The following is a 24,602-nucleotide window of genomic DNA, read 5'->3' as shown; positions in this document are numbered from 1 at the left end:
TGTTGATTCATTAGAAAGAAAGCGCCCATCATTATTATTGTCAGTATGATGGGCGCTTGTTTTGTGTGTGAGTAATGTTATATCAAAATAAAAACATGGAACGCTACCGTTCCATGTTTTTAGTAAATATATTTATTATTGGAAACTTGCTCCGATTAAGGCAAATCCAATTGATACAACGATGTATACAATTGCCCAAATAATTGAAGCTTTTTTAGACAAGCGATTCGTTGCAAAGAGCATGATGCCAAATACATATGCGCTGATGAGTGTTTGTAAGTTAAGTGTGCCTAACATTTGGTTGCCTTTATCAAAGACATTTAAGCTTGCAATATTATAATCTGTAGGCGATAAACCAGCAATCCATTGAATTAATAAAATAATTAAACCTACGATGCCAGTAATTATAGTAAAACTTAATGTTGCAGAAAAGATAGGTTTTGCAGTTGCATCAGATTTCATTATCTTAGAAATAACTAAAAAGATTAAAAATGTAATACCAATACCAAATATACCACCAATTAAACCAGCGACGATGCCACCAATTAAACCAATCATTTGCATATTGCCCATATCTTGAGCACTTGCACCTGCATCTTGATAAATTTCATTGTAATCAATTGACATAGCACCTACTGCAGTTGAGAGTGCAATGACTACGATTGCAATGATTAGTTTGAGTCCCCATTTAGGTTGTTCACGTAATTTTGAAAAATGTTGTGCGAATGGTAAGTTAGAATTTTCCATGAATCCCTTGCCCCCTATATATATTATTTTCCAAAGCATAACATTACCTACAATATTTTAAAACACTTTTAAGAAAAACTTTAAATAAAATTAAAAAAATAAAATCTTTTTGATTACTATTGCCAATATTACAATATTGTTAGGTATATATTCACTGAAAAATATTGTATATAAAATAATGTTATGCATTATATTTTTTGTTGTGTGATTATGATAGTATCTAAAATGAATAATAATTTAAAGGAGTGTTTTAGCATTGAAGAAAAAGTGGATGTGGATTATCGGTGTTATTGTCATTATCGTATTAATTGCAATTGCATTAATTTTAAAGCAAGCAAATAGTAGCTCAGACAAAAAGGATGGTTATGATACATATAAAGTGGAGAAAGAAAGTCCACTCAATTTAGAAGGTAAAGCTTCACCTAAATCAGTTAAAACATATAATAACAACAGTCAATTGGGAACGTATGTAAGTACACAAGTTGATGATGGTCAATCAGTTAAACAAGGTGACCCACTCATCAATTACGAAATTAATAATAATAAACGCCAACAATTAGTTGATAAAGTGGACAATGCAAAAGATGAAAATGAGAGAGCGGAAGCACAACAACAACTTAACCAATATGATCGTCAAGTGAACGATAGTATTTACGCTGCTTTTGACGGTAAAATTGATATTCAAAATAAAGAAAACGTTTCTGACGGAGAGCCTATTTTACAACTTGTTGCAGATGAACCACAAATTAAAGCAACTGTAACTGAATTTGATTTAGGGAAGATTAAAGAAGGCGACAAAGTAGACGTTAAAGTAACAAGTACTGGTAAAAAAGGTAAAGGCGAAATCAAGAAAATTTCAGAGTTGCCAAAAAGTTACGAAGAGAGTTTAAGTAAATCTGGAGGCGGAGCAGCAGCTGGTTCAGGTAGTGAGGAAGACGGCGGTGCTCAAGCTTCTAATCCAGTTTCTGACCCAAGCAGTGGTAGTGACTCAGATTCATCGAAATATACAATCGTCATTAGTGATATTGATATCCCTGTACGTGCAGGTTATTCCATGGAAGTTGAAGTGCCATTAGATGCCATTAAATTACCAAAATCAGTATTAACTAAAGATAATAATGTTTTTGTATTAGGTAAAGACAATAAAGTTGAAAAACGTGATATTAAAATTGATAAAGTAAACGGTGAAATTTTTGTAAAAGAGGGTCTGAAAAAAGGTGACAAATTAATTAAAAACCCTAAAAAATCTATGAATGATGGAGACAAAGTTGAGGTGTCATCATGATAGAACTTGTAGATATCAATAGACATTTCAAAAACGGCGATGAAGAAAATCACATTTTAAAAGACATCAATATCAACATTAAAGAAGGAGAATTCATAGCAATTATGGGGCCTTCGGGTTCTGGTAAAAGTACACTCATTAACATATTAGGGTTTATTGACAGAGGCTATGAAGGTGCTTATTTGTTTAATAAAGAGAATTATAAAAAAAGTTCGGATAATGAATTGGCAGAAATTAGAAATAAAACAGTAGGATTCGTTTTCCAGAACTTCAAATTAATTCAAAACAATACGATATTGGAAAATGTGAGCATTCCGTTAGTTTATGCAGGATTAGGGTCACAAGCACGTAAAGAAAAAGTAATCAATACATTACATGATGTTGGACTATATGATAAAGAAAATTTAGTACCTAATAAATTATCAGGAGGGCAACAACAGCGTGTAGCCATTGCACGTGCTATCATCAATAACCCGAAATTTATCATTGCTGACGAACCTACAGGGGCACTTGATTCTAAAACGTCTGAAGATATTATTAATTTATTTATGAAATTAAATAAAGAACATCGCACAACGATGATTCTCGTAACACATGATCGCAAAGTAGCAGATAAAGCAGATCGCATTATTCATATACTAGATGGTCGTGTCCAAAGAGAAGAGGTGGTTGAATGAAGAATTTATCAAATATCATCGCCATTTCATTCAAATCCATTTTAAAGAATAAGCGTCGTAATATTTTTACTATGATTGGTATCATCATTGGTATTGCTGCAGTCATTACGATTATGTCTCTAGGTAATGGGTTTAAACAAACGGCATCAGAACAATTTGAAGATACAGGTGCAGGCAAAGATTCTGCTACGGTTAATTATATGACGAGTAGTGGTGAAGGTGCGAAAGATAATCCTTTTAGCCAGCAAGATTTGGATATTGCTAAACAAGTAAATGGTGTTACAGATGCAAAAATCAAAGAAAGTGACGATCAAGGTTATTCTGCAAAAATGACGAATGCCCAGAAAAAAGGCGACGTCAGCATTTTAAAGAAAAAAGAAATGACTAGCCCAGAAACAGGCAAAGGCTTTAATGAAGACGATAATGAACTGAACAAAAAAGTCGTTACAGTCGATGACAAAATTGCCAAAGATGTATTCAATAATGATGCGATAGGTAAAACATTATATATTGATGATCAAGGATTTGAAGTTGTAGGCATAGCAAACGACGCTATGAACCCATCAGCTGTTAATATGCCTGCAAATACATTTGATAGATATATGGGACAATTAACGCAAGATTTTCCATCACTCCAATTATCATTAGCAGATGGTGCTGACAAGAAAGAAGTCGCAGACAAAGTCGCTAAAGAATTGAATAAAAAAGGTTCAGGCGCAGGCGATGGTAACTATAGTTACACAGATATGGAAGAATTTATGAAAAATATTAATAAAGTATTTGATGGCATTACTTACTTTGTGGCTGCTGTTGCAGGTATTTCATTATTTATCGCCGGAATCGGTGTTATGAATGTGATGTATATTTCAGTAACAGAGCGTACAGAAGAAATTGCAATTCGACGTGCATTTGGTGCAAAAGCGCGCGATATTGAAATCCAGTTCTTGGTAGAAAGTGTTGTACTATGTGTGATTGGCGGTATCATTGGTCTAATCATAGGTATACTTGTCGCAAGCCTGGTAGATGCAGTAACGCCAGACTATATTAAGAGTGCGGTTAGTCTAAGTTCAGTACTCATTGCTGTAGGTGTTTCTACATTAATTGGTATCGTATTTGGTTGGATTCCAGCGCGTTCAGCAGCTAAGAAAGAACTCATTGATATTATTAAGTAATATTTTAAAAAGATGTAAAAAGAGACATTATCTTATATAAAATAGTTTCGTCATTTCATGCTATTCAAGTTGGCTAGAAAAGCGTAAACATTATAGCTCATGTATAAATATGACATGCAACAGGCTGGGACAAAAGAATTGTCTCAGCCTTTTATCCCATTGAACTCTAATTATCTTTGTTGGGTGGAATGATGTAGTCATTTTAAATACAATTAACAGTTAATGGCTTTTAGTTATTACGTATTTAGATATACATTTAATTAAAAATAATAAAAATAAATATTTTTGAAAAATGTATTGTGTATTATAACGAGGTGTATTATGTTAATTTAGAAAGTGATTTAATGTAAAAGATTAAGATTTTATCAAAAAATGAAATATAGGGGGTTATCATGGAGTATTTGCTCAATGTACAAAATTTAAACAAAACTTACGTTGATTCAGATTTTAATTTAAATCAAATTAATCTAACAATTGAACCCAATACAGTGGTAGGACTTATTGGAAAAAACGGTTCTGGTAAATCTACGTTGATTAATACATTAGTGGGAAATCGCTTTGCAGATGCTGGGGACATTCAGTTTTTTGATACACAGATTTCTCGCGATGACTATGCGTATAAAGAACACCTAGGCGTTGTATTTGATGATCTTCGACTGCCTAATAAACTTAACGCAAAACAAATTAGTAAAGTGTTTTCTAATATTTATCGCACATGGGATGAACAACAATTTTTTGAAATGTTGGAGAATTTTGAATTACCGAAAGAACGTCAAATTAAAACTTTTTCCCGTGGTATGAGTATGAAAATTTCAATATCTATTGCTCTGTCTCATGATAGTAAACTTTTAATCCTAGACGAAGCTACGGCAGGGATGGATGTTTCGGGACGTGAAGAAGTATTAGAAATACTTGAAGATTTTGTTGATGAAGGTAACGGTATTTTAATTTCATCACATATTTCGGAGGATATTGAGACGCTTGCAGATAAATTAGTATTTATGAAAAATGGGCGTATTTTATTACAAGAGCAGAAAGATACATTACTAAATGATTATGGCATTGTTTCGTTTGAAGAAGGGGAATTTGATGTTAATCACAGTAATGTTGTTGCTTATCGCATACATAAAGGAACAGGGAAAGCACTTGTAAACCAAAATAAAGATATAGAGTTAGCACAGCCATTAAAAAATATTGATGATGCCACAAAAATATTAATGAGAGGAGAATTAGCATGAAGGGTTACTTACTGAGTTATTATTTTACAAATCAAAAATCAATTTATATATATTTATTGTTAAGTATTCCAATTTGTTTGTTTTTCTCCTTTACAAATCCAATAATGGCTAGTTTCATGCCTATGATATTTTTAGTTTCACCAGCTACAGATAATTTAAAAAATGAAAAAGACTCAAAGTGGATGTATTTTGTTTCTACATTACCCTATAGCAGAAACACTTATGTGAGTAGTCATTTTGCATTTTATAGCTTATTGGCACTAACAGGGATGGTGGTGTCACTTGTGATTAATGCAATTGTTGCAGGTAGTATTGTTAGTGGAGTGAATTCAGCGTTGCTTGGTACAGGATTTATCGCGTTGTATTCGCTTATTTTCCCATTTACTTTTAAAATGGGTGCGGAAAAATCAAATGTCATATTTATGATTGTATCTATTATCGTAGTCATTTTATTCTTTGTTTATTATTTTGTAGGTATGGCCATATTATCAGGAACAGGTAATCTTATAGAAGAAATTAGTGAAAACCTGTGGTATGGTGGTATTTTTGCATTGATTGGCTTAATCGTTATGGTGCTTTCATTTATTGCTTCTAAACAAGCATTTAAGTATAAAGAGTTATAATGAACAAAGCTTAACTACTGTCTATCTTGACAAACACGAATAATCGTTATATCTTATTAATATTAAAAGTTTAAAATTTAGGCATACTTTTCTATGTTTTTCTATATAATTAAAGCTTTAGCAAGTTGTTAATCAGTGTGTATTGGCAAATTGAAAAAGTGAATAAATAGTAGTGGAAATAAGAAATTGTACGTCTTAACGTAAAAAAATATAAAATTAGCATATTTTAAAATAAATGAATATATAATAGGTAGCAAAGCAAAACACTCATCATATGTGCGTTGTAATGAAGCCGACAATGATAATAAGTCAGTATCGATTTATTATTAATTGTCGGCTTTTTTCGTGGAAAATATAATTTTAAATTAAGTGTTTTATTACTATTATAAATTTAAATGTCGTAGTACAGAAGGTAAGGTGATAATCGTGATTGACGCGCATATTTTTATAACATTATTATTTCTAACTCTAATTATTTCAATTTTAAGTAGTCTCTTTTTCTTAATAAAAAAAATATCGCCTAAATATGCACGAATACATATTTATTTTGTAGCATTACCGGCAATTGTGGCTAACTTAGGTCTTATATTGTCACAGAAAAATATAGAGATAGGTATATGGCGGTCTGACGTATTATCTTGGCTCATGGTTGGTTTTGTCCTCGTTATTGGTGTGATCATCCAACGTTACTGTATTCGTTATTTAGCTGGTGATAAAAGCTATAAAAAATACTTCACTTTATTTACTTTTACGACTACCTTCGCATCATTTGCTTGGTTAACTGCGGATATGAGAATTATGGTGATCAGTTGGGGATGTACATTATTAGGACTTACGATTTTGATTAGTTTAACAAGCGCCTGGAAAGTTACACGTGAAGCAGCGAAGGTAACAGGTAGGTTATTCATGTTAAGTTGGGTTGCGTTATTAAGTGCTGTTTTGTGGATTGGATTATCTACCGGTGAATGGCATTATTCTGTAGCTTTAAATGAAGCACATCTATCCATGCTTAACGGTTTGGCACAATTTGGTATTAATTTACTCATTGTACTAGCTGTTATGATTCCAGCGGCACAATGGCCCTTTCAACGTTGGTTAATCGAATCTGTAGGAGCACCTACACCAGTTTCTGCGATTATGCATGCTGGTATCGTTAATGCTGGTGGTATTATGTTAACCAGGTTTTCAGGCATTTTTAGTGGCGACATTGCATCTGTAATTTTATTAATTTTTGCAAGTGTCTCAGTATTACTAGGTGCAGGCATTAGTTTAGTCCATGTGGATTATAAAAGATTATTGGTGGGTTCTACGATAGGCCAAATGGGCTTTATGTTAATTCAGTGTGCATTAGGTGCATATATTCCTGCAATCATTCACTTGATTTTACATGGTTTATTCAAAGCGACTTTATTTTTACGCTCTGGATCAGCAGTGCGTCATTTTAGTGTACCGAGTCGTGCAAATGAAAGAATGTCATATGTATGGATAGTCAGTGGCCGTATTTTAGCGTTCCTGATTGGGTTAGGCTTTTGGTTGAGTGCACCAGAAGAAAGTTATCGTCTAGTGAGCGGTCTTATCTTAGCGTGGTCCTTATCTGTCTCATGGACACAGTTAGTAGCTTTTGGTGAAGGCAATTTTGGCCGTGTTATAGGTATGACGATACTCATTGTTGTAGGTGCAGTTTATTTTGTGGTGCATCATTATTTTTCAGATGCTTTACATACTCTGACAATTCACAGCGTACAACCACCTACTTTTATCGTTATTGCCGTAGCAATCATTTTATTGTTGGGTAGTTTGATTAGTACCTGGGTAGCACGTCACCGGTCTTCTGTCGTATTTTCAATTCTGTATATGTGGATTGTTCGTTTAGGAGATGCAAAGGTTGAAACGGTTGAACGTCATCCTAATTATTTAAAATCTTATTTGTCAAAAGGAGGGCACTAAATGGGAAAGCATAAAGAAATGACAAACCAAAATCAGCACAAAGATGATATCGATCAAATAATTTCTAAAGCGAGTAGGGTTATCGTTCCTTTATCGCCTATTTCTGTGTTTGCCGCAAGAAACCCTTGGTCAAATTTGGAGCAATATGAATTTAAAGATGTGGCACAATGGTTAGCAAATGTCCGTGACGTAGATATCTATCCTACAATGTATATGTTTGAACAAGCATATCAGCGTGACGAAATTGATAAAGATATGATTGAATTTAAATTACAAAAATGGTTAAATCAATCGGTGATCTCGATAGATAGACAGTTTGCTGAAAGTTATGCTAGAGCGATGTTAGATTTGTCTAATATAGTAGTTATAACGCGTCATTCTGAAAATAAAAGACAAGTCAATCAACATAATGAAAAAATAAATTTAGACGATGAAACTAATACTGTGCCATTAGTAAGTACATATATTACGGATAAAAATGATAGACGGTTGATAGATGTTGTAGATTACCACGTTATTAAATGGTGCAAATTATATTTAGATGATGCGCAATCTGGATGGACGATGCCTAATAGAGAAAAGGGCTTATTCTTTGCATGGCAACGTTTGGTACAACATGATCCAGCATTGACCAAGCAACAACGTTCACGCTTGAAAACATTGCCAAATCAAGCTGAATCGCTCATTCATATGGTTTTACAAAAGCTGGGTATTGCTGAGGCACAGTATCAAACATATTTGGAAAATCATTTGCTATCATTACCTGGATGGGCTGGTATGATGCTATGGCAAGATGAACAAGCGTCTAATGCTGACCAAATGTTATTGTCTTATTTAGCTATTCGTCTGGGTATAGAATGGGCCATTGTTGAACCATATTTACCTGTGAATTCAGCAGAGAATCCAATAGCATATGAACGCGATGAATTTGCAGAGCATTGGATGTCTATTGGTATGTTTACGACAGAACAATGGCAACAACTATCTAAACTTGAAAAAAACGCTTATATAAATTTTGCATTACAATTTGAAAAACAAGGTCGTAGACAAATTTTATTAACGGCTTGGGAAGCAACATACGAGCATCAATTGGAAGGTACTGTAACCACACACACACATAAAGATAATGAGCAAGAAAGACAAAAGCCACAAGTACAAATGGCATTTTGTATAGACGTACGCTCGGAACCTTTTCGACGTCAAATAGAAGCGGCTGGTGCATTTGAAACAATCGGTATTGCAGGATTTTTTGGTTTACCAATTGTCAAAGAAGCGTTGGGTCAATCACATAGTCATCCGTCTTTACCTGTGATGAACCTCCCGCAACATAAAATTAAAGAATACACACATGAGCAAGAACCTACAACTTTTCGTCAGCATCAACATATACTAAAATCGATTACGTATACATTTAAAAAAATGAAACAAAATGCTTTGCCGAGTCTACTATTGCCAGAATTAAGTGGCCCTTGGTTAACGCTTCAAATGTTTTCACGAAGTTTCGCACCGAGACCAATAGGACAATTGATACGAAAGTTTTATGATAGTTGGTTACAAAAACCAAATGACACAGCGTTATCCTTAGATCATCGTAATATTCATGAAGAGGGTATACCAGTGGGTTTTACAAATGAAGAAAAAGTAGATTATGCGCAACAATCATTGCGCTTAATGGGATTAACTTTAGATTTTGCACCATTAATCGTATTGTGTGGGCATGGCAGTCAAAGTGCGAACAATCCATATGCTTCTTCACTTGACTGTGGTGCGTGTGGTGGCGCAGCGAGCGGATTTAACGCGAAGGTATTAGCACAGCTTTGTAACTTAGCTGAAGTTAGAACAGCGTTAAATGAGAGAGGTATTGTCATTCCAGAAGACACTGTCTTTGCGGCAGCAGAGCACCAAACATCTACCGATGAATTAAATTGGATATACTTACCAACTATGTCAAAATCTGCGCAAAATGCTTTGAATCAAATTCAAACTGCAATGTCTGATATTACTTATCGAGCAAATGCACAACGATTGAAAGCATTACCAGATAATCACATCTTAAAACAAGACCCAATTAAAGAAGTACATCGTTTATCAAACGATTGGAGTGAGATTAGACCAGAATGGGGCTTAGCGAGAAACGCTTCGTTTATTATAGGGCCACGTGATTTAACAAAAAACAGCGACTTAAAAGGGCGAGCATTTTTACACAATTATGATTGGGAACAAGATAGTGATGGCAGCCTCTTAGCGAATATCATTAGTGGCCCAGCTACCGTGGCTCAATGGATTAATTTACAGTATTATGCCTCAACTGTCGCACCGCATTATTATGGTAGCGGTAGTAAAATAACACAGACAATTACGGCAGGTATAGGTGTTATGCAAGGTAATGCGAGTGATTTGTTGACGGGTCTACCTTGGCAATCTGTAATGTCGGCAGACAATAAAATGTATCATTCTCCTATTAGACTACTCATTGTCGTGCACGCGCCAAATGATTATATTAAACAGCTATTAAATGAACATCATGATTTTTATCAAAAGGTACACAATGGATGGGTTAAATTGGCAAGTATTGATGAATTTGGTAATTGGCAACACTGGTCAGTTGATTAACTTAAAAAGCGCTGTTCCGATTTGTTAATGGACAGAATAAGCAAATGATTTTTATATGATTTATCAAATTATTTTCTAGGTAATTGCGCATAACTATGGAGAAAAATATATAAAAATGATAATGTTAGCATTATTAAATAATACGACAATTAATTTTGATTCTATGGGAGATGCATTCGACATGAAAACAACTAAAGGTACCTATGAGTCTGAAATCAGTAAAGCAATTACACAATGGGAAAAAGACTTTCTTGGTCGTGGCTCACTGTCTGTAAAAACTGATATTTTGCGTGATATGATTATTGTTAGTTTACAAGGTGTGTTGACACAAGCTGAATATAAAGTTTGTGAGACACATGAAGGATTATTAACAATTAAACGTACTAGATCTAAACTTGTAGAATCCGGTATAGAAGCACTTGATGATATTGTTTTTTCAGTTACTGGTGAAGCAGTCAAAGGATTTCACACGGATTTAAGTTCTAAAACAGGTGAACGTGTCATGATATTTAAACTTTACAATAATCTTGAGCAAAAAATAGCAGAATAAAGAAATTATTGATGAAAGTGATAACTAAAAACTGAGGAAATGCTTTATTTCATGGGATGTTTGTAGTAATATTACTTACTGAGTATTAGAGAATCATAATTTTAAATTATGGTTCTTTTTCTTTTGTCTTTTTTAAATTACATAATTTAAATTTAATTAAACGTAAAAATTATATAAACTATAATTAAAAATTGATAGTATAAAGTGGGTAATGATAATATGGGAATTTCTGATTATAATCATACAAGCTGTAGCATGCTTTCTATGTAAATGAAAGTAGATATATACCCAAAATGATACGTTTATTCGTTAGACAAATTTAGTCGGAAGTTGGATGTGTTTAACAGTTTAAATAATTATAATAGAATGAGAAGAGTCTTTGACTAAGGGAGGAAATATTATTGGATCAAATCAAAAGTATCATGTATTCCTTAATAGAACCTTTAACTAAACCAGAAACATATCAAACGCTAATTTCCAATCTTATTATGATTGTGATATATATCATAGTAGCGTGGATAGTATTGCGTTTTATTAATAAAGGAATAGAACAATTTTTCAAAATACAAAATAAAGGTAAAAAAGCGAATAAAAAACGTTCAGCAACATTAATATCATTAGTTCAAAATATCGTAGCGTATGTGGTATGGTTTGTAGTGTTAACAACCATTTTAAGCAAGTTTGGTATTAGTGTTGAAGGTATTATTGCAAGTGCTGGGGTTGTTGGTTTAGCTGTTGGTTTTGGTGCACAAACAGTTGTTAAAGATATTATCACTGGTTTCTTCATTATATTCGAAAATCAATTTGATGTAGGAGATTATGTTAAAATAAATAATGGTGGTACAACTGTTGCAGAAGGTACAGTTAAAGTCATCGGTTTAAGATCAACAAAAATAAATACCATTACAGGTGAATTAACGACATTACCAAATGGCAGTATGGGTGAGATTACAAATTATTCAGTGACTAATGGTGAAGCAATTGTCGAAATCCCAGTTTCAGTAGAGGAAGATATTGATCAAGTAGAAAATGTCTTAACAGACCATTTTCAATCTATACAAACAAATTATTATTTGTTTATCTCTACACCGCAAGTTATTGGTATCAATTCAATCAGTCGAGATGAAATTGTATTGAGTGTATCTGCTGAAACAATTCCGGGCGAAGGTGCTTCCGGAGCGCGTATTTTAAGAAAAGAAATATTTAAATTGTTTAAGCAAAAAGATATTAAAACACCTAAGCCGATGATGTTACAATATGATCCTAATCAACAAAATAATGCTTAAATATTCGGAGGAGTGACAGAATGACATCAAATTACGGTTTAAATGACATTGTAGAGATGAAAAAGCAACACGCCTGTGGGACGAATCGTTTTAAAATCATTCGTGTAGGGGCAGATATCCGAATAAAATGTGAAAATTGTCAAAGAAGCATTATGATTCCGCGACAAACATTTAATAAAAAACTGAAAAAAATATTAGTATCTCATCAAGATACTGAAAATAAGGAGAATGAATAAATGGCTCTAACAGCAGGTATCGTTGGGCTTCCAAACGTAGGGAAGTCAACACTTTTTAATGCAATTACTAAAGCGGGTGCGCTCGCAGCGAATTACCCATTCGCAACGATTGATCCTAACGTTGGGATTGTTGAAGTTCCAGATAGTAGATTAGATGTATTGACAGATATGGTACAACCAAAGAAAACAATTCCCACAACTTTTGAATTCACTGATATTGCAGGGATTGTTAAAGGGGCTTCAAAAGGTGAAGGATTAGGAAATAAATTCCTATCTCATATTCGTGAAGTTGATGCAATTTGCCAAGTCGTACGTGCATTCGATGATGATAATGTGACGCATGTCTCTGGTCGTGTTAATCCTATTGATGATATTGAAGTAATCAATATGGAACTTGTATTGGCGGATTTGGAATCAGTTGAAAAACGTCTACCAAAATTAGAAAAAATGGCAAGACAAAAAGATAAAGATGCGGTTAATGAAGTTCGCATTTTATCAAGAATTAAAGAAGCTTTAGAAGAAGGTAATCCAGTAAGAAGTTTAGAATTTACTGAAGAAGATCAAAAATACGTAAACCAAGCACAATTATTAACATCTAAAGAAATGTTATATATTGCTAATGTCGGAGAAGACGAAATTGGCGATGAAGATAATGAAAAAGTTCAAGCTATTCGTGAATATGCTGGTAAAGAAAGTTCAGAAGTCATTGTCATCAGTGCTAAGATTGAAGAAGAAATTGCTACATTGGATGATGATGATAGAGCAATGTTCTTAGAAGATTTAGGCATTGAAGAGCCTGGTTTAGATCGTTTAATTCGCACAACTTATGACTTATTAGGTTTGGCAACTTACTTTACAGCGGGTGTACAAGAAGTACGTGCATGGACATTCATTAAAGGCATGACAGCTCCACAATGTGCAGGGATTATTCATACTGACTTTGAACGTGGCTTCATACGTGCAGAAGTGACAAGCTATGATGATTATGTAGAGTTTAATGGTGAAAATGGTGCTAAAGAAGCTGGGAAACAAAGATTAGAAGGTAAAGAATATATCATGAAAGATGGAGACATCGTTCACTTTAGATTTAATGTATAAAATAAAAGCTTACGCGTTACTTAATATTGTAATGCGTAAGCTTTTTTCAGAAATTTGGATAGTGAGTATGCCGGGAGTCTAGAATATTCATTTGGTTCATAGAAATGTTTTCATTAAATTTAACTGGCATAAGGTTAAAATTTTAAACTATATATACTTCTTAATTCTTGATGAATGAAATACATAAAAATATACGGTGATTCGAATATAGGTTATAAATAAAAGTGACATGACGTTGGTTGTGTTAAGTTTTACCTATCAAAATAATATTACGAATGCTGCAATGAAAAACTTAAGATGTAAACCACGATGTATCTACACCAGGCCCTGTATAATTGGCGTCGACATTTTGGTTTAATTCAGGTGAGGCATAGCTATCTGTATATTGCCATAACACATGTTCTTGCGTTGGTTGTTCTTGGTTATAGTTAGCGAGCCAATAGCCATCATATTGTCCCACTGATTCTGTAGCATGTTCTTTCATAAAGTTTTCATATGAATAAAATAAGATTTTTTTGTCTCCTGCAAGGCTACGCATTTTGTCATACCATGCAGTTGTACTTTCATCAGCGGTACCCGATGTCACAGTATTTTCTTCAAAATCATTAATATAAAAACTGGCTTTAGGTGCACGATTGTACAAGGTTTGTGCTTCATATCTGGCATCATCAGGGTTTTCATACATACTATAAGAGTAAACACCAAAATCTAAGTTATATTTATCTAATAAATTTGAGTTATGCTCTAATGCCGCATCGACTTTTTCAGAACCATATTGTGCACGAATAATAATGAAATCATAATTTGCTTTTAAATCTTTGACTTGTTGCGCTGAAAGCTTACCTTGCCATTCAGAAATATCTAAGACACGTTCACCAGAAGCTGTTGTACTGGCGTTAGAACGAAAGGCACTTTCTTGAGTTTCATTATTTTTTTCTTCCGGATGCTTTTCAATATATTTTTGATAGCCATATCCCATTGTTCCTTTTTGATTTGCTGTATTTTCAGCTGCGTGTACAGTATTAAATGTTATTGGAGTGGCAAACAGGACACTCATGGACAGCAATCCTTTTTTAATAACTGAAGTCATATAAATCTCCTTTGATTAATTTTGAGTTATGTAAACACGCCCTATGATTGTAATGATACAAATCAAGAACGTACATGATATGCTATTAGAATTAAAATGATTTATCAAGTTTATCTGGAATGACTTTTAAATTTATTTATAATCATTTTAAAGTGAATATAATATGTAATTTTTTATATAAATATTTGTATTAATGTGCGAGCTGTGGATGCTGAGTTGATAAAATGTTTCATATGAAACATGATGCAAAAATGTCATTTTGAACGTCTGATAATCATTGTAAAATGTAAAGCTCTGTGCTATAATTCTTGATTGTGAGTAATGAAAATTATTCCTTGCTTACCACAATGATGGTGAGCCGCATAGACCACAAGGAGGTGCAATTATAAAATGAGAACATATGAAGTTATGTACATCGTTCGTCCGAACATTGAAGAAGATGCTAAAAAAGCTGTCGTTGAACGTTTCAACGGTATCTTAGCTTCTCACGGATCAGAGGTTTTAGAAACTAAAGATTGGGGCAAACGTCGTTTAGCTTATGAAATTAATGATTTCAGTGAAGGTTACTACAACATCGTACGTATCCAAACTGAAGACAATGAAGCGACTGACGAATTCCAACGTTTAGCTAAAATCACAGACGATATCATCCGTTATATCGTAATTCGTGAAGACGAAGATAAGACAAGAAAATAATAAATGGGGGTCGTTTAAATGATAAATAGAGTTGTTTTAGTCGGTCGTTTAACGAAAGATCCAGAATATAGAACAACACCCTCAGGCGTGAGTGTTGCGACTTTTACTCTAGCAGTAAATCGTACGTTTACAAATGCGCAAGGGGAACGCGAAGCTGATTTCATTAACTGCGTTGTTTTTAGAAAACAAGCAGAAAATGTAAATAACTACTTATTCAAAGGTAGTCTAGCTGGCGTTGACGGTCGCATTCAATCACGTAGCTATGAAAACCAAGAAGGTCGTCGTATATTTGTAACTGAAGTTGTCTGCGATAGCGTTCAATTCCTTGAACCTAAAAACCAAAATCAGCGTCATGCTCAAGAAGGAAATAATAATTTCCAGAATTTTGGTGGACAACAATCCGGACAAAATACGTCATCTTATCAAAACAATAACAATAATAATAATTCATCAAACAATAATCAATCAGATAACCCATTTGCAAATGCAAACGGCCCTATTGATATTAGTGATGATGATTTACCATTCTAATTATAATGAACGCATAAAATTAAAAAACTATTAAAAGGAGGCAGTTACCATGGCAGGTGGACCAAGAAGAGGCGGACGTCGTCGTAAAAAAGTTTGTTATTTCACAGCAAACGGAATTACACACATCGACTATAAAGATACAGAATTATTAAAACGTTTTATCTCAGAACGCGGTAAAATTTTACCACGTCGTGTAACAGGTACTTCAGCTAAATATCAACGTATGTTGACATTAGCTATTAAACGTTCTCGTCATATGGCATTATTACCATATGTTAAAGAAGAACAATAATAGATATTGTATCTGAAAACCCCGTAGGCATATACCTACGGGGTTATTTTTGTGGATTTTTATTTGTGAAAAGGGCACTTTTTACTTTTTCTTTTAAATATAAGTAATATAGATAATGTGATAATACTACCTAGATACATAGTTAAGAATAAACCAATTAATAACATACTACCTGTAAAAGATTCATTGAATACTATGATAGGATTATTTTGTTGGTTGAAAACGTATCTCGTTAGTTCTAAGCAAATTAAATGGAATAGTACACTAGGCCAGATCGAGTTTGAATATTCTCTGTATAATTGTAATGTTATTCCAAAAATATATAACTGTATTGATAATACCAAAGGAGGGAATGTTAAGTTCCCTGTGGTAATAAGTGTACCAATTAAGTGACTTAGAAATCCAATTATTGTAAATATAAAAGGTAATAAAAATAATGTGGAGAAAAAAGAAAGCTTTTTTCGTAACTCGCTAAATATAACGCCTCGCATTAGTAACTCTTCTGGGAAAGCTTCATATAAAAAAGCTACTAAAATATTTAAAAGAAAAGCATACCAAGCACTGCCATCGGAACTCAAAGATAAGTTATGTAATGTTCCGGTTGCAAAACCTAAAAGGATTGATAGCATGAATAAGATTATCGGTAATACTAAAGTAATAATTAATGGTCTATTAGCTTTTTTTAATAAACCTATATCAGTTATGATATTCTTATTTGTTTGCTTGTAGATAAATAGAATAAAACTAATGGTAAGTAATGTGAACAATAAACCGCTAAATAATTGTGGTATGTCATTAGGTAAATTCGTTTTGTCTAGTAACTGAGGAGTGTTAGTTGAAATGATAAAAATAAGACAAGTTATAATAATGTAAAATATAAGATTGGTAAATTTAAAGTTCTTAGTGTTCACTATATATACATCCTTTCTAATATGTTCATCATATCTTTAGCCACTTGATCTGTAAGATGGGTGTATATTTCTAGTGTGATTTTATAATCACTGTGACCAACTCTATCTTGTATAGCTTTTAGGTTTATTCCTAATTGAGCAAGTGTAGATATATGCGTATGACGTAGTGTGTGTTGTGACACGCATACTAATTGAACTAACTTAATTATATTGTTCACCTTGTTTAAGTCAAAAGGATTACAAGCAGTGTTGGTAAATATATAACCTATCTATATACTTATCATCTAACTTGTTCTCTATACGGTCATTTAAGAGCAATGAGATTCTTTATGCGAATGTTCTTCATTTTATTTAGACAACCGATTACACGTTCCCATTTGTCTGTGTATGGGTCTTTGTTCTTCTCATAGAACCGATATTGAGTTTGATTATACTTATTAGTGAATTTGCTCATGCCATATGTTATCTTTTCTTGTCGGATTCAGTATTATTTTCTCTATAGTGCTTTAAGTGGTCATAGTTTTTCATAGTAATACTGTAATTGTATGTATAGAAAAATTGTATTGATAATATAAGTATTATAAAGGCATAGATAAGGATAATCATAGGATCTTTGCCAGCAAGTGAAAGTATAAAGATTAAAAAACCATTTATAAGACTACCTAAAAAAATAAAAATTAAAATAATATATCTATAAAGGATTGTGATTTTTAAACGCGAGTATTGTTTTGTTTTAGGATAACGTTTTTCAATCATTTTTCTATAAAAATTAAATTTGAAATTTGAAAGCAACTTTTTATTGCTGACCCTAGAAAAAACTTTAAGTTCAGTTTTTCTTTTTTGTTTATTATGAGCATATAGGTGTTTTTGATATTCAGTCATGTCATAGGATATCAAAGAGGTCCTTAATTTTGATTGAAATCCTAAGAGGAAATAAATTATAAACCAAATAACGAAAATTCCTAAATTAACATATAAATAAAAATAAGGTTTTATTGAAAATTCATTAAAAAATGATACAGCTAATGCGTTTAATACAACAATCATAATAGTTGTTATTATGATGAGGGCAATTGGAAACATCGCAGGCTTGATATTTTTTATGATTTTTACGTCTACAGAAGAATCCATAGGTGAAAGCTTTTTAATAGTGACAATTAGAGTTGCTATAAATGAAAGCATAGAACCCCAGTTGATATAATTAATCAGCCCGCTTAAAGATTCAGAAAAGTGTTGAATTGCTTGTTCATCCATCTAAAAACCCCTTTGTTATATTATTCATCTTTTTCTAATCCTAAAATAACCATTAACACAGCTGAAATGAGCATGAATGGTACAAAAATAGATGTTATTAAAAAACTACCAATCATGATTAGATAAAACTCATCAATTTTATATTTGCCAAATTTCATCATATCACTCCTCATAAAGTTATATTACTTCTTGTTATAGTCATCTATCGTAACGCCATCTTTTTTAACTTTTTTCGTACTTGCTCGTATTAATAAAATTGCATTAGCCATAAAAAATACTGCTAATATTAATGAAGTGGTAAATCCACCAATATTTGTATAATTAAAAATAATGAGTGTTATCATTAAAATGATATTAATTGTATGGTGTATAGCCATTTTCTTATTCATTTTCTCCACTCCTCAAATATTAATCCTCTGCTTTTTAACATTTGGAATCAAAAATATGTAATTAACTATCTAGCATTATTGTATTTTGTCTCGAAATCCATTAATGCAATTGTATAATTCTTCCATCATGAATCCTTTTCGTAATATTCTAAAAGTACTTTTAATTCCAAAATACTATATGTAACTGTACAATCTGAAAATATCAAAGGATAAGAAAGTGTATGTCCTTCATACCAAAAGCCCATATCAACAATTAATCTATTCAAATTATGTCAACTCCTAGAATGATTTGGATGGATACAACATATATTTTATAAAAAGTATGTTAGCATGGAAATATTATTATAACAAAAAGGGGTATTTATATGTGGAATAATATGGAGATAGTTGTTTCATTTATTATATTTGTAGGTGCGCTCATATTTGCTGTTTATTCATTTTACATTAATTCTATTACAGCAGGTATTGGTGCTTTAATTGTGACTACAGGAAATATCTATTACATGGTTCAAGCATTGAGAGACAAAAGAAAAGAAAGAGAAGATAATTACTAAGTGTAGGTATTGTATTAAATAATTATACAGACATCTGGATAATTCAGCACATTATTAATAAATTAAATTAATATATAAGTTTATGTAAATATGAGTGAGGTATTTTTCTAAAAATATTAGTTCAACAGGAGTGAGAAATTTGAAAAATAATATGGATACGAGTTTTATAATTGCTAATTTTATGAATGTAATTTTAGTACTATTATTTGCTTTTGGAGCGTTTAATCACCTTAATAGTTTTATTACAGTGATTTTTGCAATAATAACTGTTTTAAATGCAGGCTTTTTACTTTATAAAAGTATCGAAATTTCAAAGAAAAATAACCATTAAAAGCCTTAACTAAAGTATTTTCTACACTATATAATCCACTAACAGAAATTTAAAAAACATAAATATTAATCTTAAGTATTTTAAAATGAATATTCATATAGCATTTTGGAGGAATTTTATGAATCATGAAAATAATAAGAAAAAATATCAGAAAATAGAAGTTATAGCAAACACATTAGGCATAGCAGCTTTGATATTAGTATTTGCCTCATTGATTCTAGCTTTGATCTTTGAATGGAAATTTCTAGACTATGTTGTTAACGGGTCTGGCGTACTTATTATACTAAGCTTAATCATAGGTGCGATACCGCACGTTATGGAAAAAAATATCAAGATAATCCTTTTTGATATTCTCTTTATCGTAATAATAGCGATTATATTTTATAATTTATAAGGGGTTATGCATGAAATTTATCACTAAAATTGTAAGATGAAATCAAGTAAGTGTTAAAATATACAAATTTAAGATTTACATTAGCGTCACGTAGTTTTATAATTAGTTTTGCATGCCCACGGGTGTGCGAAAATGAGGAGATGGGTTTTCTGTGTGCCCTTGGGCATGCAGAAGATTCATAACTCCCGTTATAAGGCCCCTTTTATTAGGGGTCTTTTTGTATTTAAAAATATTAATTACTATTTACGTAAATAAAGTAATTGTGGTATTGTATTTTCATGTTGGTTATCGTAATATTCATGTGTTTGAAAATATACAAATAAAAAGGAGTTTATGCATATGAGTTTTATAATAATGATCATTGTAGGTGGCCTAATCGGTTGGATTGCAGGCGCTATCGTAGGTAAAGATATCCCAGGAGGTATCATTGGTAATATTGTTGCAGGTCTAGTTGGTTCTGCGATTGGTAGTAGATTGCTAGGTACTTGGGGCCCAGTATGGGGCGGCGTACCAATTTTCCCAGCATTGATTGGCTCAATTGTACTAATATTTATCGTTTCTCTTATCATTAAGTTACTTAGAAAAAAATAATTAAGTTAAATCGACTTACAAAAAGTTAGAAAAAATTTTTATTATAACGGGTAGAAATTATGATCTTTTTTGTAAAAATATTACGATAATCAACAACCATCTCTCAATGATAATATAAAGGTGGTTTAGTATGATAAACATTATTTCAGCTATTGGTTCTATCGGAACTTTTATAATGGCGCTATTTTATTTTGTTTCAGTTTCAATACAACTGTACCAAATGAAAATAAGTTTTATTCCTGCGCTCGGATTTAATCAAATTTTACTTTCTTTAGACAAAGATAATCAATTACAAATGATTAATACAAGTTCTGATTCTGTTGAACATCAAGATTATTTAAAATTGTTTAATCTAGGTGGCGGGGCAGCAAAAGATATTGAGATTGAAATTATTCTTAATGAAGATAACGTAATTCAAAAGAAATATGTAAGTATATTACCAAGTAAAGAAGGTTATTTATTACCAATTAATAAAGACGTTTTTGATGAATTGCAAAGTACAATTCAAAATAATGGTTATGAATCTAATTTAAATATTAGAATTAATTATTACCATAACGTTAGTAGAAAAGTAAAAACAATTATGCTCAATGGTAAATTAGATAGATTTAATACGTATGATGAAAAAGAACTTTATGAATTACAATTTATTAATAAATAATACACTTTGTGCTTTGTGCATATATATAAACATTTTATGAAAAACACTCATTTGATAACTTAAAGGTTATGGTGAGTGTTTTTGTTATGTTTTATGACATAGATTTGCTGAAGATTTGCTTTAAATATACAATGAACCTGAGGTGAAGCGATATGATCAGACAAGCACGACAATCAGACTTACAATCGATTTTAACTATATATAATTATGCAATATTAAATACGACTGCAGTTTATACATATGAGCCAGTAACTATTGAAGAAAGAGAAACTTGGTTTCATAAAAAATTAGCGCAAGACGAACCCATTTTTGTATATTTAAAAGATGGCAAAGTTGTTGGATTTGCAACGTATGGCTCGTTTAGAAATTGGCCAGCGTATCAACACACTGTAGAACATTCGATTTATGTTGATCCAGAAACGAGAAATGAAGGTATAGCTTCACAACTGTTACTTAAATTAATTGAAGATATCAAAAACAGCAATTATAAGACGATTATTGCAGGTATTGACGCATCAAATACCGCTAGTATTAAATTACATGAAAAATATGGCTTTGAATTTTGTGGAAATATAAAAAGTGTCGGTTACAAATTTGGCAGATGGTTGGACTTAGCTTTTTATCAATTGATATTGAAATAATTATGTTTAAAGCCAAACGATGGTATTTTAAAATAAGTTAATAATTTATTATAGAAATAGAACCAAAACCAAAGTTTCGAATGGAAAAATAAGTGGTTGTTAGTTTAATGTATAGAAAGGGTATGGATAAATAAATTATATTACCTTTTCATAAGAGATTTATATTTTTATGTAATGATACGCTTTGAAAATCTTATTAATATGACTTGGGGTGATTGTGATGGCTGTGTTTGCGTTGTTATTTCATTTAGTCTGTTTAATTATTGTTTTAATCGCAGGTTTTAAAGCATTAAAAGAGTTCAGAAAACCTATGAATCAACGTAATCAAAGAAAAATAGATTCCATCTTAGTACTTGTGTTAGTGGTGGCTTTGATTGCGATACTGTCTAGTGTTTTTACAGATATTTAATAAAATGTCGTTGCTCAAATGAGTGACGACATTTTAATTTTGGTTTGGAAAGGTAAAGCATCATTAATATGAAGTATAAAATAATATTTCATTTTGTAATTAATTCAATATTAATATAGAATGAATTAAAGAAGTTTTGTAAGTGAAATTTTTGGTTACCTAATATTAACCGTATTAATATTTTATTTAAGGAGATGTCGTTATGAAGTTTAGATTTAGTGTTTCATTGTTATTAGTATCGAGCTTGCTACTGTCACAAACTGCAATTGCAGCACAAGAAAATAAAAACACGCAAGATACGAAGAAAAATGATACACAAAACAAAGAAAATACGAGCAAAGCCATTGATTATGAAAAAGCTCAAAAAATGAGTCCACAGCAATTGAAAAATGCATTAACACCAGGAGATTTAAAGTTACATAATAAAGATGGTGAACGTCAAAATACTGAAATGAGAAGTTTTTCGGCAAATCGAGCGTATCAAGATGTAAATACATACATAGCAAATAATAATATAAAACCAGCTAAAATCGTACAAGATTCCAGAATGAATAACTTACCAAAGTATAATTATAAATCTGGTAAATATATTGGTGTAGTAATACATGAAACTGCAAATCCGAACAGTACAATCGATGGTGAAGTAAATTACATGTACAACAATTATAATAGTGCGTTTGTGCATGCGTATGCGGGTAGTGATAAAATTGTTCAAACTGCGCCAAGTCAATATTTAGCTTGGGGCGCAGGTGCTAATGCCAATCCATATTTTTATCAAATTGAATTAACAAGATCTAACACATTTGATGGGTTCGCCAGATCTGTTAATAACCAAGCATATTTAACTGCAAAAATGTTGAAAGCCAATGGGCTACAACCTTCGCTTGCTGACAATAATCAAGGAACAGGAACAATTATAAGTCACAATGCGGTAAGCCAATATTGGGGTGGTTCAGATCATTCAGATCCGGTTGGCTATTTCGGACAATGGGGTTATAACATGAACCAGTTTTACAGTTTAGTACAGAAACACTATAAATCTCTATCAGGTGGAGGTAGTGACGGAGCAATTACTGGCAGCACATATAAAGTATCAAAAGGTGATACGCTGTATAGCATTTCGAGAAGAAGTGGCGTTTCAATAGATAATATTAAGAAATGGAATAAATTAACGAGCAACACGCTTTCTGTAGGGCAAGTACTAAAGTTGAAAAATCCAAGCACACCAAGTGATTCCATTACTGGCGATTCGCACAAAGTGGTTGAAGGAGACACACTATATAATATTTCAAAACGAAGTAAAGTTAGTGTGGCAAACATAAAAAAATGGAACCATTTAAAGTCGGATAATATTAGTAAAGGACAAATCTTATATCTAGTTAAGACATATACGGTTAAAAAAGGTGATACATTATACAGCATCGCTAAAAATCAAGGTACCACTGTAGATAAAATTAAAAAAGATAACAAGTTGAGTTCTAATAGTTTAAAAGTTGGGCAAATTCTAAAAATAAAATAGAAGTGTTGCATAGAACGAGCATCGTCTAATTAGACGGCGCTCGTTTTTTTAATAAATCAAAAATTGTTTTTTATTAATATAATTGTGAACGTCATAATTTCGTGTTACTTTAATAATATAAAATTATGGGTGGGTATAGATAATGAAAAAGTTCAGTTTAATACTGTCATTATTATTTTTATCAGTGATTCTGACAGCATGCGGGAACAATGAAGAAAGCAACAATGACATTGAACAAAGCAGTGATACAAACAAACAGGATGAAGATAATAATCAACGTGAGGAACGTCAATCTACAGAACAAAGTGAAGTGAAAACGGATCAATCATTACATAAAGATTCATCGGCTGAAAATGACAAGGGTAAAGACCCAACGTCTAAAAACGATAATGCTTCAAAAATGAAAAATAATGATAATAGTAAAAGTTATTTAAATGGTTTAAGTGCTTCAAAAATCGAATACGCACGTATTTGGCATCAACTAGGTATGGTTAAAGATGTCAAAAATATTTATGTCAAAAAATATCCAAAAGGAACGCCCGTTAATAAAAATGCGGAAAAGAGTGCAATGTATCCTGAGGATGTCGTTAAATTAGAAGCGCCAATGAAAGTGGGTGGTTCAATCACTTATAGTAGTAATGGGGATGGAACTATTAATGTTTATGAAAAAATACCTTATAGATGGGAATCAAGCGCATCTTCGAACCCTGAGGATATTTATCAAGTCACTAAAAATGCAGTTGAACAAGATATAGAAACGGTTGAAATTAATGCAACAGACAACGCACAAATTAAAAGGTTGGCCCAAAGTATACAATTGGTTAATGATTGATTAGTTGAGTCTTAAAATAACAACAATTTTGAAAT

Annotated in this window: 30 protein-coding genes and 2 pseudogenes; 23 read left to right on the top strand and 9 right to left on the bottom strand. The window is 32.0% G+C overall.

Annotated features, from left to right (window positions below; all coding sequences use genetic code 11):
* Positions 1-135: 135 nt before the first annotated feature.
* Positions 136-747 (bottom strand): YIP1 family protein, encoded by a 612-nt coding sequence (locus tag KA926_RS08280; RefSeq protein ID WP_107384200.1) that lies wholly within the window; start codon positions 745-747, stop codon positions 136-138.
* A gap of 256 nt (positions 748-1,003) precedes the next feature.
* Between KA926_RS08280 and KA926_RS08275 the strand changes: the two genes are divergently transcribed.
* The 11 genes from KA926_RS08275 to ychF all read left to right on the top strand — a co-directional run bounded on the left by KA926_RS08275 (position 1,004) and on the right by ychF (position 13,472).
* The gene (locus KA926_RS08275; protein WP_107385867.1) at positions 1,004-2,032 is read left to right on the top strand and encodes an efflux RND transporter periplasmic adaptor subunit; all 1,029 of its coding nucleotides are present in this window, start codon (positions 1,004-1,006) and stop codon (positions 2,030-2,032) included.
* On the top strand, positions 2,029-2,709 hold the full coding sequence (locus tag KA926_RS08270; RefSeq protein WP_107384202.1) for an ABC transporter ATP-binding protein: 681 nt from the start codon (positions 2,029-2,031) through the stop codon (positions 2,707-2,709). Before KA926_RS08275 ends, KA926_RS08270 begins: the two co-directional genes overlap by 4 nt.
* Positions 2,706-3,881 carry an ABC transporter permease gene (locus KA926_RS08265; RefSeq protein ID WP_107385868.1) on the top strand — a complete coding sequence of 392 codons (1,176 nt, stop codon included), beginning with the start codon at positions 2,706-2,708 and terminating at the stop codon, positions 3,879-3,881. The genes KA926_RS08270 and KA926_RS08265 overlap by 4 nt, the downstream gene beginning before the upstream one ends.
* Positions 3,882-4,273: 392 nt before the next feature.
* Complete coding sequence (locus KA926_RS08260) at positions 4,274-5,119, top strand: ABC transporter ATP-binding protein (protein ID WP_107385869.1); 846 nt, start codon at positions 4,274-4,276, stop codon at positions 5,117-5,119.
* The gene (locus KA926_RS08255) at positions 5,116-5,742 is read left to right on the top strand and encodes an ABC-2 transporter permease (protein WP_107385870.1); all 627 of its coding nucleotides are present in this window, start codon (positions 5,116-5,118) and stop codon (positions 5,740-5,742) included. Before KA926_RS08260 ends, KA926_RS08255 begins: the two co-directional genes overlap by 4 nt.
* A gap of 417 nt (positions 5,743-6,159) precedes the next feature.
* A complete protein-coding gene (locus KA926_RS08250; RefSeq protein ID WP_210144114.1) occupies positions 6,160-7,689 on the top strand; it encodes an NADH dehydrogenase subunit 5 in 1,530 nt (509 codons plus the stop codon).
* Entirely contained in the window at positions 7,690-10,302 is a 2,613-nt protein-coding gene (locus KA926_RS08245) for a DUF2309 domain-containing protein (RefSeq protein WP_107385872.1), read from the top strand.
* Between the two features lie 181 nt (positions 10,303-10,483).
* Positions 10,484-10,852 carry a Na-translocating system protein MpsC family protein gene (locus KA926_RS08240; RefSeq protein WP_107384209.1) on the top strand — a complete coding sequence of 123 codons (369 nt, stop codon included), beginning with the start codon at positions 10,484-10,486 and terminating at the stop codon, positions 10,850-10,852.
* A gap of 401 nt (positions 10,853-11,253) precedes the next feature.
* A complete protein-coding gene (locus KA926_RS08235; protein WP_107385873.1) occupies positions 11,254-12,138 on the top strand; it encodes a mechanosensitive ion channel family protein in 885 nt (294 codons plus the stop codon).
* 20 nt (positions 12,139-12,158) lie between these two features.
* A complete protein-coding gene (locus KA926_RS08230) occupies positions 12,159-12,374 on the top strand; it encodes a DUF951 domain-containing protein (RefSeq protein WP_046836920.1) in 216 nt (71 codons plus the stop codon).
* Positions 12,375-13,472 (top strand): redox-regulated ATPase YchF, encoded by a 1,098-nt coding sequence (gene ychF, locus KA926_RS08225; RefSeq protein ID WP_107385197.1) that lies wholly within the window; start codon positions 12,375-12,377, stop codon positions 13,470-13,472.
* Between the two features lie 292 nt (positions 13,473-13,764).
* Here ychF and KA926_RS08220 read toward each other — a convergent pair whose 3' ends face one another.
* Positions 13,765-14,562, bottom strand: coding sequence for a GH25 family lysozyme (locus tag KA926_RS08220; protein ID WP_210144113.1), 798 nt, complete (start codon positions 14,560-14,562; stop codon positions 13,765-13,767).
* A gap of 390 nt (positions 14,563-14,952) precedes the next feature.
* Here KA926_RS08220 and rpsF point away from each other — a divergent pair, with 390 nt between their 5' ends.
* Genes rpsF through rpsR form a run of 3 tightly spaced genes read left to right on the top strand, consistent with a single transcriptional unit; the run spans position 14,953 to position 16,081 of the window.
* Entirely contained in the window at positions 14,953-15,258 is a 306-nt protein-coding gene (gene rpsF / locus KA926_RS08215) for a 30S ribosomal protein S6 (RefSeq protein WP_019469843.1), read from the top strand.
* Positions 15,259-15,276: 18 nt separating this feature from the next.
* Positions 15,277-15,789 (top strand): single-stranded DNA-binding protein, encoded by a 513-nt coding sequence (ssb, locus tag KA926_RS08210; protein WP_107385199.1) that lies wholly within the window; start codon positions 15,277-15,279, stop codon positions 15,787-15,789.
* Positions 15,790-15,838: 49 nt separating this feature from the next.
* Positions 15,839-16,081, top strand: a complete 243-nt coding sequence (rpsR, locus tag KA926_RS08205; protein ID WP_002484306.1) for a 30S ribosomal protein S18 — start codon at positions 15,839-15,841, stop codon at positions 16,079-16,081.
* Positions 16,082-16,140: 59 nt separating this feature from the next.
* On the opposite strand, the gene KA926_RS08200 is transcribed toward rpsR, so the two are convergent.
* The 7 genes and pseudogenes from KA926_RS08200 to KA926_RS08175 all read right to left on the bottom strand — a co-directional run bounded on the left by KA926_RS08200 (position 16,141) and on the right by KA926_RS08175 (position 18,901).
* Positions 16,141-16,992 carry a CPBP family intramembrane glutamic endopeptidase gene (locus KA926_RS08200; protein WP_157947966.1) on the bottom strand — a complete coding sequence of 284 codons (852 nt, stop codon included), beginning with the start codon at positions 16,990-16,992 and terminating at the stop codon, positions 16,141-16,143.
* Positions 16,992-17,310: pseudogene (locus KA926_RS08195) on the bottom strand (tyrosine-type recombinase/integrase); the annotation flags it as partial. The pseudogene KA926_RS08195 and the gene KA926_RS08200, both read right to left, overlap by 1 nt.
* Before the next feature lie 28 nt (positions 17,311-17,338).
* Positions 17,339-17,446 (bottom strand): annotated as a pseudogene (locus KA926_RS14190) (hypothetical protein); the annotation flags it as partial.
* Between the two features lie 8 nt (positions 17,447-17,454).
* The gene (locus tag KA926_RS08190; protein WP_107524090.1) at positions 17,455-18,246 is read right to left on the bottom strand and encodes a hypothetical protein; all 792 of its coding nucleotides are present in this window, start codon (positions 18,244-18,246) and stop codon (positions 17,455-17,457) included.
* Between the two features lie 20 nt (positions 18,247-18,266).
* On the bottom strand, positions 18,267-18,404 hold the full coding sequence (locus tag KA926_RS08185; protein WP_181187407.1) for a hypothetical protein: 138 nt from the start codon (positions 18,402-18,404) through the stop codon (positions 18,267-18,269).
* Between the two features lie 24 nt (positions 18,405-18,428).
* A complete protein-coding gene (locus tag KA926_RS08180; RefSeq protein ID WP_107383836.1) occupies positions 18,429-18,635 on the bottom strand; it encodes a hypothetical protein in 207 nt (68 codons plus the stop codon).
* Between the two features lie 125 nt (positions 18,636-18,760).
* A complete protein-coding gene (locus tag KA926_RS08175; protein ID WP_154409604.1) occupies positions 18,761-18,901 on the bottom strand; it encodes a hypothetical protein in 141 nt (46 codons plus the stop codon).
* Positions 18,902-19,000: 99 nt separating this feature from the next.
* Between KA926_RS08175 and KA926_RS08170 the strand changes: the two genes are divergently transcribed.
* The 9 genes from KA926_RS08170 (at position 19,001) to KA926_RS08130 (ending at position 24,567) form a co-directional block, all read left to right on the top strand.
* Positions 19,001-19,189: a hypothetical protein gene (locus KA926_RS08170; protein ID WP_107385948.1), complete on the top strand. Its 189-nt coding sequence runs from the start codon at positions 19,001-19,003 to the stop codon at positions 19,187-19,189.
* A 139-nt stretch (positions 19,190-19,328) separates the two neighbouring features.
* Entirely contained in the window at positions 19,329-19,520 is a 192-nt protein-coding gene (locus KA926_RS08165) for a hypothetical protein (RefSeq protein ID WP_107383838.1), read from the top strand.
* A gap of 118 nt (positions 19,521-19,638) precedes the next feature.
* Positions 19,639-19,914, top strand: a complete 276-nt coding sequence (locus KA926_RS08160) for a hypothetical protein (protein WP_107383839.1) — start codon at positions 19,639-19,641, stop codon at positions 19,912-19,914.
* Positions 19,915-20,253: 339 nt separating this feature from the next.
* Positions 20,254-20,505, top strand: coding sequence for a GlsB/YeaQ/YmgE family stress response membrane protein (locus tag KA926_RS08155; protein WP_107383840.1), 252 nt, complete (start codon positions 20,254-20,256; stop codon positions 20,503-20,505).
* 130 nt (positions 20,506-20,635) lie between these two features.
* Entirely contained in the window at positions 20,636-21,166 is a 531-nt protein-coding gene (locus KA926_RS08150) for a hypothetical protein (protein ID WP_107383841.1), read from the top strand.
* A 152-nt stretch (positions 21,167-21,318) separates the two neighbouring features.
* Positions 21,319-21,807, top strand: a complete 489-nt coding sequence (locus tag KA926_RS08145; protein ID WP_107385947.1) for a GNAT family N-acetyltransferase — start codon at positions 21,319-21,321, stop codon at positions 21,805-21,807.
* A gap of 220 nt (positions 21,808-22,027) precedes the next feature.
* A complete protein-coding gene (locus tag KA926_RS08140) occupies positions 22,028-22,216 on the top strand; it encodes a hypothetical protein (RefSeq protein WP_046207074.1) in 189 nt (62 codons plus the stop codon).
* Positions 22,217-22,418: 202 nt separating this feature from the next.
* Complete coding sequence (locus tag KA926_RS08135) at positions 22,419-23,735, top strand: peptidoglycan recognition protein family protein (RefSeq protein WP_107383843.1); 1,317 nt, start codon at positions 22,419-22,421, stop codon at positions 23,733-23,735.
* Positions 23,736-23,877: 142 nt separating this feature from the next.
* Positions 23,878-24,567: a hypothetical protein gene (locus KA926_RS08130; RefSeq protein ID WP_107383844.1), complete on the top strand. Its 690-nt coding sequence runs from the start codon at positions 23,878-23,880 to the stop codon at positions 24,565-24,567.
* Positions 24,568-24,602: the final 35 nt, after the last annotated feature.

Origin of the sequence: Staphylococcus sp. GDY8P94P, assembly GCF_017892255.1 — a bacterium.
GTDB classification, from domain to species: Bacteria; Bacillota; Bacilli; order Staphylococcales; family Staphylococcaceae; genus Staphylococcus; species Staphylococcus cohnii.
The sequence above is the reverse complement of the archived record's forward strand: the minus strand, read 5'-3'. Positions and strand labels throughout refer to the sequence as shown.